We start from the raw sequence: 12,867 nt of genomic DNA, 5'->3' as shown, positions 1-12,867 counted from the left end.
AAATTACAAATGACAGGTACGTTTTGGGCAATATTGCCACCGGTAATTGCCATTGTTTTGGCATTAATAACAAAGGAGGTATATTTATCCCTGATGATAGGGATCGCATCAGGTGCCCTTATGTACCATGGATTTCATCCAATTAAGGCAATGGACACAATCTTTACGATTATGTCCGGTAAGATTGGGGATAACTGTGATATACTGATTTTTCTCGTACTGCTTGGTATTTTGGTTGCTCTGATTACAAAATCAGGGGCATCCAGAGCCTATGGAAAATGGGCTTCCAGGGCAATCCGGACAAAAAGACAGGCACTGTTTGCAACAGTTTGTCTCGGGGTGGTAATTTTTGTTGATGATTATTTTAATTGTCTTACAGTAGGAACTGTTATGCGCCCGGTAACTGATAAATATAAAATTACGAGAGCAAAACTGGCATATGTTATTGATGCAACTGCAGCACCAGTGTGTATAATTGCACCAATATCCAGCTGGGCAGCGGCAGTTGGTTCTTCACTTCCGGAAGGATGTAATATTGATGGCTTTTCTTTGTTTATCAAAGCTATTCCATTTAATTATTATGCACTGCTTACATTGGCTTTTCTTATATTTATGATTATAACCAATGCTGATTATTCTAAGATGAAGCAGTATGAAATGACACATGAGACAGAAGAACTTGCAGTGAATAAAGAAGATGAAGTTCAGATTGTGGGACAGGGAAAAGTAATTGATCTAATTTTGCCTATTGCTTTTCTGATTTTATCCTGTATTACATTTATGCTATATACAGGTGGATTTTTTAAAGGGGCGTCTGTTGTTGATGCATTTGCCAATTGTTCCAGTGCAAGAAGTCTTGTACTTGGCTCGTTTCTTACATTGATTTTTACTTTTATTTTATATATTCCTAGGAAAATCATTGCTTTTGTTGACTATTGCGGAAGTTTTGTACAGGGATTTAAGGCTATGACATCAGCAATTATGATTTTGTGTCTTGCCTGGTCCCTGTCAGGAATTTGCAGTGAACAATATTTAAATATTCAGGGATTTGTTAAAACGGCGATTGGTGGAAGTACTATGGCGGTCGTTGTTATGCCATTGGCATTTTTCCTTATAGCGTTAGGTCTTGCCTTTGCAACAGGTACTTCATGGGGAACTTTTGGAATTCTTATTCCGATTTCTGTTACAATCTTAGGCGGAAATATGATGATGATGTCAGTCTGTGTTGGTTCTATTTTAGCAGGTGCGGTATGTGGAGATCATATTTCTCCAATTTCCGATACAACGATTTTATCATCCGCCGGAGCACAATGTAAGCATATTGATCATGTTTCGACACAGATGCCATATGCATTTACTGTTGCGGGATGTGCAGCAGCAGGATATGTAACGGCAGGTATAACATTAAATGGATTTATCGGACTTGCCGTTTCGGCAGTATTTCTTGCTTTGGTTATGGGAGTTATTTTATTTAAAAAAGATCGGGGATAGAGTATGAAAGAGATATACATCTGTCAGAAGGCCCAAAGAGCCATGGGTGAGATAGAAAAAGTGATCATAGGAAAAAGCAGGATTATTCGTCAGGTTATGACTGCTATTATTGCAAGCGGACATATTCTGATTGAAGATATTCCTGGAGTCGGTAAGACAACTCTGGCTTTGGCATTTTCAAAAGTGCTTGGATTGGATTACCAGAGAATTCAGTTTACTCCAGATGTCATGCCGGTGGATATTGTAGGGTTTTCTGTGTACAAGCCTGAAATAGGTTCATTTGAATATCAGAAGGGTGGGGCAATGACCAATTTGCTTTTGGCTGATGAAATCAACCGTACTTCACCTAAAACACAGTCAGCTCTTCTGGAGGCCATGGAAGAAGGAAAGATAACCGTCGATGGAATTACCAGAGAATTACCACAGCCTTATGTAGTTATTGCAACACAGAATCCAATTGGTTCCATCGGAACACATTCTCTTCCTGAATCTCAGATGGATCGCTTTATGATCCGTATTTCTATGGGTTATCCTGATTATGAAAGTGAAGTATCCATGTTAAAACAAGGAAGAGTCAATGTGGCAATTGATCAGATCATAGAAAAGATAACGGCAGAAGAGTTGATGGAAATTCGGCAGGAAGTTGAAGAAATATATGTTCATGAGGATATATATCGATATATTGTTACTCTTGCCAACGCCACAAGAAATTCCAGAAATCTTGATCTTGGCTTAAGTCCAAGAGGAACGATTGCTTTGCTTCGGATGGCCAAGGCGAATGCGTATCTCTCCAATCGCACATATTTGATTCCGGAAGACATTAAACAGGTGTTTTTTGTAACAGCCGGTCATCGTGTGATAAAAAGTAAAGAGGCTAAAATTCAGAGAAAGGCCAACGGAGATATATTAAAAGAAATTATGAAATCGGTTCCGTTACCAAAAGGGAACCAGTGAGGTAGATTATGTATTTCATTATAATGATACTTTGCATAATTTATTGGGTAATATATGGGAACTTGATTGGGGGATGTCTGACGGCATCCCTGTTTCTTGTTCTCTTTTTTTCTATCTGTTTTGCAAAACGGGAAAAGAATATTATTAATCTGTCGGTGGAACCAAAAGAACGGATCATTAGCGAAGAAGAAAAAATGGAAATGATAATAGAACTGACAGGAAAGCTTTTCCGAAATTCAAGATATTGTGAAGTAGAATACATTGTAGAATCTTCTTTAGGTAAAAAAAAGGAAAAAAGGAAATTTTGTTTTTTGTGGGGGAAAAGTGAAATAAGACCAGTTATCATAGATGAATTATGTACAGAATGTGATTTTTACAGAATTAGATTTACAGAATTGAAATGGAAAGATCTAACTGGTCTTTATGCAGTAAAAAAAACTATAAATAACGTCGAGGATTTTCTTGTGATGCCAAAAAAATTTTCTATGGAAAACATGAATAATCAATACCAGATGAAGGAAGAACAACAGAGTCCTTTTGAATACGACGGAATCAGAGCTTATCACCCTGGTGATAAGCTTTCAAGAATTCATTGGAAAATATTTGCAGGTAAAGGTGATTTGTTTGTAAGAGAGTCAGGAGAAGAAAAATCGGAAACAGCTAATATTGTATTGAGTCTTAGAAAAGTAAAGCAAAATCAGTATTCGGATTATTTTTCAACTTTTTATTCTGTTGCCCAGTTTTTCCTTGATTACAATATTCATTTAAATATTTATTTTGGTAATTCATTTATGAAATTGGAATCAATAGATCAATACGAAGAATTATTTACAAAAATTTTTTGTGAGGACTTATGGGTAGATAAGTGTACAGATGAAGCTGATGGATTACAGATATTTGTTTCAAAGGGTAGACAAACGGTTGAAGATTATGCATACGACATGGAGATATAAATGAAGATTAGTAAAAATGAAATAGCTGAATATATTATGTTTGCATTGATTTTTTTTGCAATGATTCAAAGTATTTTTGATGGATTTTCTATTAAACAGTATCACTGGATTCTGGCTTTTTCAGGTATGGCAGTTCTTTTGGTTTCTTGCATTTTGATGGATTATTTTTCATGGATTGTTCCGTGTTACATATTTTTAATTTCAGGAATGATCGCTTTGAAAAAATCAGAATTGCTTAATGGATTTCAGATTATAATTAACAAGATAGTTGATGCAATTAATCAGAATATGGATTTGGGATTTTATTATTATATTTCTGTTGATTTAGAGCATAGCAGAATTGATAGTGTGATTGCAATTATTTTCTTCTTTGTATGTGCGGGATTACTGATAGGACTTATGAGACGAAAACCTTTTCCTCTTTTTATTGTTACATGTATTTTTCAGATAATTATAATGATTATGGCCCCATATGGAGTAACTTCTCCTTTTTTGTTATTTCTTGGTGCATGGATAGGATATTATAATTTGAAAAATAATAAAGTATATTTTGGAATTATAATATTCAGTTTGTTTATACTGGCTGTGATTCCACTTTATTTTTATGAACAGATTTCAATTCCAAAAGAAACATCTGCAAAGCGATGGTCGCTATTAAAAATTCGAAAAGTGATGCAAGGTAATGATTATGAAGTGAATGGTGGAGTTGGAAATGGTAAGATTGGTGGAGTTGGGGCTGTTTCTCCATCGGGTGTCAAACTTTTTGAGGCTTCATCAGATGATGAAAATACGTTATATTTGAAAAGTTTCGTAAGTGGAGATTATCAAAATGGACAATGGATGAAGAAAAAGGAAGACACATTAATTTTTGCAGGAGAACCGGCAATAGGACTTCCGTTTTTGTTCCCGGAATTAAAGATTAATCAGTTAATGCCTTTAAAAAGTCAGAGAGAGTTATTTACAGGAGATTCCAATCTTAGTATCAAATATCAGAAAATAAATGATCATGCATTGCTGATACCGTATTATGCAGATTTGAATCAATTAAATGGAGAAATATCCGGTGACAGGATGATGACAAAAAATGTAGCAGAAAGCTCGTATAATGTCAGATATTATAGTGTGAAAAACTGGGATCTTTTAGTAAAACAGGAAGGAATGGTTCAAGAAGAACTGATTTTTGATTTAAAAGACACTGTTTTAGAAGAAAATTATTTTCGCGCTATGGAAGAATATCAGTGTTATATAGAAGAAAAATATCTGGATGTGCCCCAAAACATTAAAGAAAAACTTCAGAATAAATACTTAAACCAGATTTCTGGAAACAGCAAATATGAAATCATTGATAATGTTCGGACATTTTTAAAAGAAAATTATCAATATACCTATCGTCCTGGTTTGACACCTGATGGAAAGGATCCGGTTCTTTTCTTTCTAGATGAAAAGAAAAAAGGATTCTGTACCCAGTATGCTTCAGCAGCAGTCTTTCTCCTGCGAAGTGCTGGAGTTCCGGCAAGGTATGTGGAAGGTTATAAAATAAGAAAGGAACAATGGATTAACGGAAAAGCTCAGGTGACTGATTATGATGCTCATGCATGGGCAGAAGTTTATGTTACAAATGTGGGATGGATTCCGATAGATGTCACTGGTACATTCACTGGAGAAAAAAACTATCAGAGTTTACAAAAAAAAGAGGAAGAAACAAAGTTTATCAGGAGGTCAAAAAGAGAAATTATCAGTAATGTTAAGGATATTGTAACATTTATTTTGATAGCTGGTTGTATTACAGTTCTGCTTATTATAACTAAAATGTTACAAAAAAAATATCAGTGGAAAAAGTTAAATAATCGAGAGAAAATAATTTATTATGAAAGCAGACTAAACGATAAAAATGCTGCAAAACAAAGTAAAATGGTGAATAGACTTGCTTATGAAATCATTCAGAAAGCAAAATTCAGTCAGTTGGATATAACTGATGAAGAGGTAAGGTTTATGAAACGCTATGTGAATGTACAAAAAAAGAAATAAATATTACATAAATGTTACGAATGATGAAAAAAACTTAAAAAACTCTTGACAAATTATTGAGTTATAGTGTAGAATATTAAATGTTAAGAGAAACAAAAGAAACAAATTCTACAAGAATAACAATATATCAGGAGAAAGTATGAAACGATTATTTGCAAAAACATTAGTTTTGGTTATGATGGCGGCAGCAACTTTTACAATGACAGTACATACTAGTGAAGCAGATGCACAGGCAGCATCAAAAGGACAGAAAGTTGTTAATTATGCAAAGAAATTTGTTGGAAATAAGTATAAATATGGTGGTTCCAGTTTAACAAGAGGAACAGATTGTTCCGGATTTACAATGTCTGTATACCGTAAATTTGGGAAAAGACTTCCTCATTCATCCAGTGGACAGAGAAGTGTTGGTAAGAAGGTTAAAGGCGGATTGAAAAATGCTAAACCAGGAGATATCATTTGTTACAGCGGACATGTGGCGATTTATATTGGAAATAACAAAATTGTTCATGCTAGCAATTCTGCTCCATATCCAAGAGGTGGAATTAAAATTTCAAATAATGCAAGATACAGAAAGATTGTTACAGTCAGAAGAATTTTTTAATAAGAAGATAAAGAATGAAACCTTATAGACATGTTAATGTTTATAAGGTTTTCTCTTGCTTGACAGCATAAAGGTGAACATATTATAATTTTATAGAATACTTTGATATTTAAAATAAATGATTACAGTAAATGAAAGGGAGAATATTATGGTTATTAGTCCAAAAGTAAAAGATTTCTTATGTCTGACTGCTCATCCAGAAGGATGTAAAAAGAATGTTGAAAATCAGATTTCCTATGTCTGTTCAAAGAATTCAGCAATTCCTGGAACAGCAAAAAAAGTACTGGTTATCGGATGCTCTACCGGGTATGGACTTGCATCCAGAATCGTAGCAACTTTTGGATGTCATGCAGATACATTGGGAATTATGTTTGAAAGACCATCTAATGGAAAGAAGACCGCAACACCTGGATGGTATAATACAGCAGCATTTGAAGAATTTGCAGGAAAAGAAGGTTATTACGCAAAAACTATTAACGGAGATGCCTTTTCAAAAGAAATAAAGGATCTGACCATAGAGACGATTCGTAAGGATATGGGACAGGTTGACACTGTAATTTACAGTCTTGCCGCACCAAGAAGAACTGCACCGGACGGAATAACATACCGTTCTGTGTTAAAAACAACAGGAGAGGATTTTACCAATAAAAATCTGAATCTGAAAGACAATACCATTGGAATGAAGACGATTACTGCTGCAAATGAAGATGAAATTAATGCCACAGTTAAAGTTATGGGTGGTGAAGACTGGAAGCTTTGGATCGATGCATTAAGTGAAGCAGGAGTACTGGCAGAAAATGCTGTAACAGTAGCTTACTCCTACATTGGTTCTGAACTGACTTATCCGATTTATTTTGAAGGAACCATTGGTGCTGCTAAAAAGCATTTACATAAGACCGCAGATGAAATCTGTGATGATTATAAGGAACAGGGTGTGAAGGCTTATGTTTCTGTTAATAAGGGATTAGTTACTCAGGCAAGCTCAGCGATTCCAATTGTTCCATTATATATGTCTGTTCTCTATAAAGTAATGAAAGAAAAAAATGTCCATGAAGGATGTATCGAACAGATTGAAAGGCTGTTTGCTCAGAAAAAACTTCTGACAGATGCAGTGACAGATGAAAATGGATGGATTCGATTGGATGACTGGGAACTTAGAGATGATGTTCAGGAAGAAGTGAAAAGAAGATGGGAAGATCTTAATTCAGATAATGTAAAAGAAATGGCTGATATTGATGGATACTGGGAAGACTTCTATCAAATGTTTGGATTTGATGAAGAAGGTGTAGACTATGAAGCAGATGTTGATCCGGTAGTTCCGGTAGCAAGTATCGAAGGATAGATATGTCTACAGAAATCATTGTAACAAAAATCGACTATCAGATAGTCAGTGCATGGCTGGAAAATCATAAAATTGTTGAATTTCAATGTATATCATCCCAAGAAAAAAGTCTTGTTGGCAACATTTATATTGGCAAGGTTAAAAATATCGTAAAAAATATACGAGGAGCATTTGTTGAATTCCAAAAGGGAGAATTGGGTTACCTTCCTCTTCGTAATGATAAATTAAAGATAGATGATGAGATTCTGGTTCAGGTAAAAAGGGAAGCTACAGAGGAAAAAAGACCCATGCTTTCTGATCGGATTGAACTGACCGGAAAATATCTGGTGTTAACTTCTGATAAAACATCCATAGGTGTTTCTAATAAAATAAGGAAAAAGGAAACCAGACAGCAGCTGAAAATATTTACAGAATCGCTGGTGACAGATGATTTTGGATTTATATTAAGGACAAATGCTGCCAGGGTTTCAAAGGAAGCAGTTTTGGAAGAGGCTGCAATTCTCGCTGAAAGATATCAGGAAATAATAAGAAAAAAGCAGTATAGACAGCCGTTTGTATTGCTGGATACAAATCAGAATATGAAAGACTTGATTTTATTTGGAAAAGATATAAGTCAGATTGATAAAATTATTACTGATCAGACAGATATTGAGGATTTGTTTCTAAATGAAGAAATCTGTGTTGAAATATTATCAGAAGAAGCACATGATATTGAACGGCGTTATCGCTTGAAACATTTTTTAAAAGAAGCATTATCAAAAAAAATCTGGATGAAATCAGGCGGATTTCTCTATATTGAACAGACAGAAGCAATGGCGGTAATCGATGTTAATTCCGGGAAATCTATTGGAAAAGGAAATAAAGCAGATCATGTTCGTAAAATCAATATGGAGGCGGCTAAAGAGGCAGCCAGGCAGATCAGGCTGAGAAATTTATCAGGTATTATTGTTATTGATTTTATTGATATGGAATCTGAATATGATAAGGACACATTGCTGCGGGTGATGCAGGGATATCTTAATGAAGACTCCAAAAAAGCTGTTGCAGTCGATATAACAAAATTGGGATTAATGGAATTAACCAGAAAAAAAGAAAGAAATCCATTATTATGTCAAATAAATATTGACAAAATAGAGAAACTTTGATATTATAACAAGGTATGCCGCACAGCGAGGTATAAGCATGGAAATCACCATAGCTGGCGAGATTGATAATAGGAGGTGCCGTGATGTACGCAATTATCGCAACAGGTGGAAAACAGTATAAAGTAAGCGAAGGCGATGTGATCAAAGTTGAAAAACTTGACGCTGAAGTTGGAGCTAAAGTTACATTTGATAATGTACTTTTAGTTGGTGGAGATACTGTTAAAGTTGGAACACCTACCGTTGATGGTGCGAAAGTTGAAGCTTCTGTTGTAAGCGAAGGAAAAGACAAAAAAGTCATCGTTTACAAATATAAGAGAAAAACTGGATACCATAAGAAAAACGGACATAGACAATTATTTACACAGGTAAAAATCGATAGTATCGTTGGATAATATCCGGAGATAGAGTTATGACAAAGATAACATTCTATCAGAGTGAAGACGGATCTTTTTCTGGATTCGATTCACAGGACCATGCAGGATATGACGTTGAAGGACAAGATATTGTCTGTTCAGCGGTTTCTGCACTGGTAATAAATTTCGTTAACTCACTGGATCAGTTTACCGATGATAACTATCAGGTAGATGTGGATCAGGAGAATGCGAGAATTAACGTAGTATTTACGGAAAAACTTTCTGCCGAAGGAAGTTTGTTATTAAATTCACTGATTCTTGGTCTTAGTGGAATTGAGGAAGAGCAGGAACAGTATTTAGATGTAATTTTTAAGGAGGTGTAACAAAATGATGAAAATGAACCTTCAATTTTTCGCTCATAAAAAGGGAATGGGTTCTACAAAGAACGGTAGAGACTCAGAATCTAAGAGATTAGGTGCGAAAAGAGCTGACGGACAGTTTGTAAAAGCTGGTAATATTCTTTACAGACAGAGAGGAACAAAAATCCATCCAGGAGTTAACGTAGGACGTGGTGGAGATGATACATTATTTGCATTAGTAGATGGTATTGTACGTTTCGAAAGAAAAGGTAAAGATAAGAAACAGTGTTCTGTACATCCAGTTGCATAATCACAGTCGGATGTAGAGACAGAGACATGCAGCAATTACGGCTTCAAATTCATATTTGAGGCCGTTTTTTTCTCATAAATGGTTCTATAACGGGATTATTTATGAGGAAAAAACACATTGCGCTTTATACAGGATAGGAAGGAAAAACAATGTTTGCAGATAGAGCTAATATTATTATCAGATCTGGAAAAGGCGGAAATGGGCATGTCAGTTTTCGCCGGGAACTTTATGTGCCTAACGGTGGACCTGATGGCGGAGATGGCGGACGTGGTGGAGATGTTATTTTCGTTGTTGATGAAGGAATGAATACTTTATCCGACTATCGTCACAGAAGAAAATTTAAAGCTGGTGATGGTCAGGAAGGCGGTAGAAGAAGATGTCATGGTGCTGATGGTGCAGACATCGTTTTAAAAGTTCCACCGGGAACTATTGTAAAAGAGAAAGAATCAGGAAAAGTTATTCTTGATATGTCCAATAAAAAAGAACCTGTTGTTTTATTAAAAGGTGGACGTGGCGGAAAGGGAAATCAGCATTATGCAACTCCTACCATGCAGGCGCCTAAATACGCTCAGCCAGGTGGTAAAGCTCAGGAAATTGAGGTTATGCTGGAGTTAAAAGTTATTGCTGACGTAGGGCTTGTAGGTTTTCCTAATGTTGGTAAATCTACATTTCTGTCCAGAGTTACCAATGCAAATCCAAAGATTGCAAATTATCATTTTACCACATTAAATCCAAATCTCGGGGTAGTAGATATGGGACAGGGAAAAGGATTTGTTATTGCAGATATTCCTGGTATTATCGAAGGAGCTTCAGAAGGTGTTGGTCTTGGATTTGAATTCCTGAGACATATTGAACGTACAAAGGTGATGGTGCATATGGTTGATGCTGCATCTGTTGAAGGAAGGGATCCGATTGCAGATATTTATGCAATTACAGATGAATTGAAGAAGTATAATGCAGATATTCTTGATCGTCCACAGGTTATTGCAGCAAACAAAATGGATGCGATGACAGAAGAAGATAAGGAAACAGTTCTAGATCTTTTAAAAGAGGAATTTGAGCCAAAAGGAATTAAAGTATTTCCAATCTCAGCAGTGAGTGGTATTGGATTGAAAGAATTATTATGGCATATTCAGGGAATGCTGGATGAACTTCCGGAAGGAGCCACGGAATTTGAACAGGAATATGAATTAAATTTTGCTGAAGAGGAAGGCGGAATTATAATTGAAAATCCGGAAGAAGGAGTATTTACTGTGGAAGGGCCTAAAGTCGAAAGAATGCTTGGCTACACAAACCTTGAATCTGAGAGAGGATTTGACTTCTTCCAGAAATTTATGAGAGAAAATGGTGTTATTGAACGTCTGACAGAAATGGGAATCGAAGAAGGAGACACGGTTCGTCTGTTTGATCTGGAGTTTGATTATTATAAATAATGAGAAATAATGGAGGGAAAAATGACAAGCAAACAAAGAGCATATTTAAAAAGTCTTGCCATGAAGCTTGATCCTATTTATAACATAGGAAAAGGAAGTATTTCACCTGAACTTGTTGCAGGAGTAAGAGATGCACTGGAGGCCAGAGAACTTGTAAAAATTGGAGTTCTGCAGAACTGCATGGATGATCCCAAAGATCTGGCTGAAATTCTTGCAGAAAGAACCAGATCCCAGGTGGTACAGGTAATTGGAAAGAAAATTGTATTATATAAGGAATCCAAAAAGCATAAAAGAATTGAACTTCCAAAGGTAAAAAAATAATTACTGGAGGCATTTATGAAAAAAATAGGGATACTTGGAGGAACATTTAATCCTATACATTTTGGACATTTGATTTTAGGACAATCAGCAAAAGAGGAATTCGGACTGGATAAGATTCTTGTAATGCCAACCAAAAATCCTGCATATAAAACCATTTCAGGAAGCGTTACGGAGCAGAACCGAACAGATATGATAAAACTGGCGATTAAAGATTTTCCTTTTTTTGAATTTAGTGATTTGGAGTTACGACGGGAAGGTACCACATATACTGTTGATACACTGAAAGAACTGACAAAACAAAATCCTGATAGTAAATATTATTTTATTATGGGAGCGGATTCATTGTATCAGATTGAGACATGGAAAGACCCGGATCAGATTTTTAGTATGGCAAATATACTTGTTGCTACAAGAAACGATTCAAGAAGTGCACTGGATGCTCAGATTGATTATCTTGAAGATAAATATGATGGAAAAATTTATCATTTAAATAGTCCAAGTATTGAAATTTCCTCTCACGAAATAAGGAAAAGAAATATTGCCGGTCAGAGCATTCATTTTTTCCTGCCGGAAAGTATCATTGGTTATATAGAAAGAAATGGATTATATGAGCACAAATAAAATAGAAGAAAAACTTTCGAAGGAATTAAAACCGGAAAGATATCGACATACACTTGGTGTTGCCTATACAGCGGCATCTATGGCAATGGTGTTTGACATAGATATTCACAAGGCATACAGGGCAGGATTGCTTCACGACTGTGCAAAAGGATATTCTATAGCACAGCAGAAAGATCTATGTGAAAAATATGGAATTTTGATAGATCAAACTTATAAGGACAGTCCTCAGCTGATACATTCTGCATTGGCTCCTTATGTTGCAAGAGAATATTATGGAGAACAGGATCCGGAGATTTTAAATGCAATAGAATGCCATACTACAGGAAAACCAGCAATGAGTATTCTGGAGAAAATTGTTTTTATTGCAGATTATATGGAACCTAATCGTAAAGATATACCTGGATTAAAAGAAGTTCGAAAACTGGCTTTTTTAGATTTAGATGTATGTGTATTTCAGATTCTTGAAAATACAATTGGTTATCTGAATGATATAGGCCAGTCTATTGGTGGCAGTACCATGGAGACCTATGAGTATTACAAATCAATAAATGACGGAAAAAAAGCATAAGGAGATTATAATGGAACAGGCATTAAATATGGTTAAAATTGCTTATCAGGCACTGGATGATAAGTTGGGTGAAGATATTAAGGTTATTGATATTCGTGGAATTTCTACAATTGCAGATTATTTTATTATTGCAGATGGTAGTAATAAAAATCAGGTACAGGCAATGGTAGATAATGTTCAGGAAGAACTTGAAAAAGCAGGATATTCCATGAAACAAATGGAAGGATACAGAGATGGAAGCTGGGTGCTTCTTGATTTTCATGATATTATTATTCATGTATTTGATAGGGAAAATCGTCTTTTTTATGATTTAGAGAGAATATGGAAAGACGGAGTGGAAGTAAATATTGAAGAAATAGGAGAATAATAACCTATAAGTAAAAGCCTC

The 12,867-nt window shown here is 35.3% G+C and carries 15 protein-coding genes; all 15 read left to right on the top strand.

Annotated features, from left to right (window positions below):
* The first annotated feature begins 9 nt into the window (after positions 1 to 9).
* On the top strand, positions 10 to 1,491 hold the full coding sequence (locus BHF70_RS03080) for a Na+/H+ antiporter NhaC family protein (RefSeq protein ID WP_075758903.1): 1,482 nt from the start codon (positions 10 to 12) through the stop codon (positions 1,489 to 1,491).
* Between the two features lie 3 nt (positions 1,492 to 1,494).
* Entirely contained in the window at positions 1,495 to 2,445 is a 951-nt protein-coding gene (locus tag BHF70_RS03075) for an AAA family ATPase (protein ID WP_075758902.1), read from the top strand.
* Positions 2,446 to 2,453: 8 nt separating this feature from the next.
* Positions 2,454 to 3,398: a DUF58 domain-containing protein gene (locus BHF70_RS03070; protein ID WP_075758901.1), complete on the top strand. Its 945-nt coding sequence runs from the start codon at positions 2,454 to 2,456 to the stop codon at positions 3,396 to 3,398.
* Entirely contained in the window at positions 3,399 to 5,426 is a 2,028-nt protein-coding gene (locus BHF70_RS03065) for a transglutaminase domain-containing protein (protein ID WP_075758900.1), read from the top strand.
* Positions 5,427 to 5,565: 139 nt separating this feature from the next.
* The gene (locus tag BHF70_RS03060) at positions 5,566 to 6,027 is read left to right on the top strand and encodes a C40 family peptidase (RefSeq protein WP_075758899.1); all 462 of its coding nucleotides are present in this window, start codon (positions 5,566 to 5,568) and stop codon (positions 6,025 to 6,027) included.
* Positions 6,028 to 6,175: 148 nt separating this feature from the next.
* Positions 6,176 to 7,369, top strand: coding sequence for an enoyl-ACP reductase FabV (gene fabV / locus BHF70_RS03055; protein ID WP_075758898.1), 1,194 nt, complete (start codon positions 6,176 to 6,178; stop codon positions 7,367 to 7,369).
* Positions 7,370 to 7,371: 2 nt separating this feature from the next.
* Positions 7,372 to 8,514, top strand: a complete 1,143-nt coding sequence (locus BHF70_RS03050) for a ribonuclease E/G (RefSeq protein WP_075758897.1) — start codon at positions 7,372 to 7,374, stop codon at positions 8,512 to 8,514.
* An 83-nt stretch (positions 8,515 to 8,597) separates the two neighbouring features.
* The gene (gene rplU / locus BHF70_RS03045; RefSeq protein WP_075758896.1) at positions 8,598 to 8,906 is read left to right on the top strand and encodes a 50S ribosomal protein L21; all 309 of its coding nucleotides are present in this window, start codon (positions 8,598 to 8,600) and stop codon (positions 8,904 to 8,906) included.
* Between the two features lie 17 nt (positions 8,907 to 8,923).
* Complete coding sequence (locus BHF70_RS03040; protein ID WP_075758895.1) at positions 8,924 to 9,250, top strand: ribosomal-processing cysteine protease Prp; 327 nt, start codon at positions 8,924 to 8,926, stop codon at positions 9,248 to 9,250.
* 4 nt (positions 9,251 to 9,254) lie between these two features.
* Positions 9,255 to 9,536, top strand: a complete 282-nt coding sequence (gene rpmA / locus BHF70_RS03035; RefSeq protein ID WP_008391483.1) for a 50S ribosomal protein L27 — start codon at positions 9,255 to 9,257, stop codon at positions 9,534 to 9,536.
* Positions 9,537 to 9,685: 149 nt separating this feature from the next.
* Positions 9,686 to 10,969, top strand: a complete 1,284-nt coding sequence (gene obgE, locus BHF70_RS03030) for a GTPase ObgE (protein WP_075758894.1) — start codon at positions 9,686 to 9,688, stop codon at positions 10,967 to 10,969.
* 21 nt (positions 10,970 to 10,990) lie between these two features.
* Complete coding sequence (yhbY, locus tag BHF70_RS03025; protein ID WP_075758893.1) at positions 10,991 to 11,290, top strand: ribosome assembly RNA-binding protein YhbY; 300 nt, start codon at positions 10,991 to 10,993, stop codon at positions 11,288 to 11,290.
* Between the two features lie 15 nt (positions 11,291 to 11,305).
* Complete coding sequence (gene nadD / locus BHF70_RS03020; RefSeq protein ID WP_075758892.1) at positions 11,306 to 11,911, top strand: nicotinate-nucleotide adenylyltransferase; 606 nt, start codon at positions 11,306 to 11,308, stop codon at positions 11,909 to 11,911.
* Positions 11,898 to 12,479 carry a bis(5'-nucleosyl)-tetraphosphatase (symmetrical) YqeK gene (gene yqeK / locus BHF70_RS03015; protein WP_143249360.1) on the top strand — a complete coding sequence of 194 codons (582 nt, stop codon included), beginning with the start codon at positions 11,898 to 11,900 and terminating at the stop codon, positions 12,477 to 12,479. The genes nadD and yqeK overlap by 14 nt, the downstream gene beginning before the upstream one ends.
* 10 nt (positions 12,480 to 12,489) lie before the next feature.
* Positions 12,490 to 12,846: a ribosome silencing factor gene (gene rsfS / locus BHF70_RS03010; protein WP_075758890.1), complete on the top strand. Its 357-nt coding sequence runs from the start codon at positions 12,490 to 12,492 to the stop codon at positions 12,844 to 12,846.
* Positions 12,847 to 12,867: the final 21 nt, after the last annotated feature.

This window comes from Anaerostipes sp. 494a (assembly GCF_001940315.1).
GTDB classification, from domain to species: Bacteria; Bacillota; Clostridia; order Lachnospirales; family Lachnospiraceae; genus Anaerostipes; species Anaerostipes faecalis.
Note: the sequence above shows the minus strand (reverse complement) of the source record. Positions and strands in the feature narration are given on the sequence as shown.

Excerpts from the sequence above, each read along its gene's own strand:
- BHF70_RS03080 (WP_075758903.1), top strand. The coding sequence starts at position 10 with ATGACAGGTACGTTTTGGGCAATATTGCCACCGGTAATTGCCATTGTT.
- BHF70_RS03075 (WP_075758902.1), top strand. The coding sequence starts at position 1,495 with ATGAAAGAGATATACATCTGTCAGAAGGCCCAAAGAGCCATGGGTGAG.
- BHF70_RS03070 (WP_075758901.1), top strand. The coding sequence starts at position 2,454 with ATGTATTTCATTATAATGATACTTTGCATAATTTATTGGGTAATATAT.
- BHF70_RS03065 (WP_075758900.1), top strand. The coding sequence starts at position 3,399 with ATGAAGATTAGTAAAAATGAAATAGCTGAATATATTATGTTTGCATTG.
- BHF70_RS03060 (WP_075758899.1), top strand. The coding sequence starts at position 5,566 with ATGAAACGATTATTTGCAAAAACATTAGTTTTGGTTATGATGGCGGCA.
- fabV (WP_075758898.1), top strand. The coding sequence starts at position 6,176 with ATGGTTATTAGTCCAAAAGTAAAAGATTTCTTATGTCTGACTGCTCAT.
- BHF70_RS03050 (WP_075758897.1), top strand. The coding sequence starts at position 7,372 with ATGTCTACAGAAATCATTGTAACAAAAATCGACTATCAGATAGTCAGT.
- rplU (WP_075758896.1), top strand. The coding sequence starts at position 8,598 with ATGTACGCAATTATCGCAACAGGTGGAAAACAGTATAAAGTAAGCGAA.
- BHF70_RS03040 (WP_075758895.1), top strand. The coding sequence starts at position 8,924 with ATGACAAAGATAACATTCTATCAGAGTGAAGACGGATCTTTTTCTGGA.
- rpmA (WP_008391483.1), top strand. The coding sequence starts at position 9,255 with ATGATGAAAATGAACCTTCAATTTTTCGCTCATAAAAAGGGAATGGGT.
- obgE (WP_075758894.1), top strand. The coding sequence starts at position 9,686 with ATGTTTGCAGATAGAGCTAATATTATTATCAGATCTGGAAAAGGCGGA.
- yhbY (WP_075758893.1), top strand. The coding sequence starts at position 10,991 with ATGACAAGCAAACAAAGAGCATATTTAAAAAGTCTTGCCATGAAGCTT.
- nadD (WP_075758892.1), top strand. The coding sequence starts at position 11,306 with ATGAAAAAAATAGGGATACTTGGAGGAACATTTAATCCTATACATTTT.
- yqeK (WP_143249360.1), top strand. The coding sequence starts at position 11,898 with ATGAGCACAAATAAAATAGAAGAAAAACTTTCGAAGGAATTAAAACCG.
- rsfS (WP_075758890.1), top strand. The coding sequence starts at position 12,490 with ATGGAACAGGCATTAAATATGGTTAAAATTGCTTATCAGGCACTGGAT.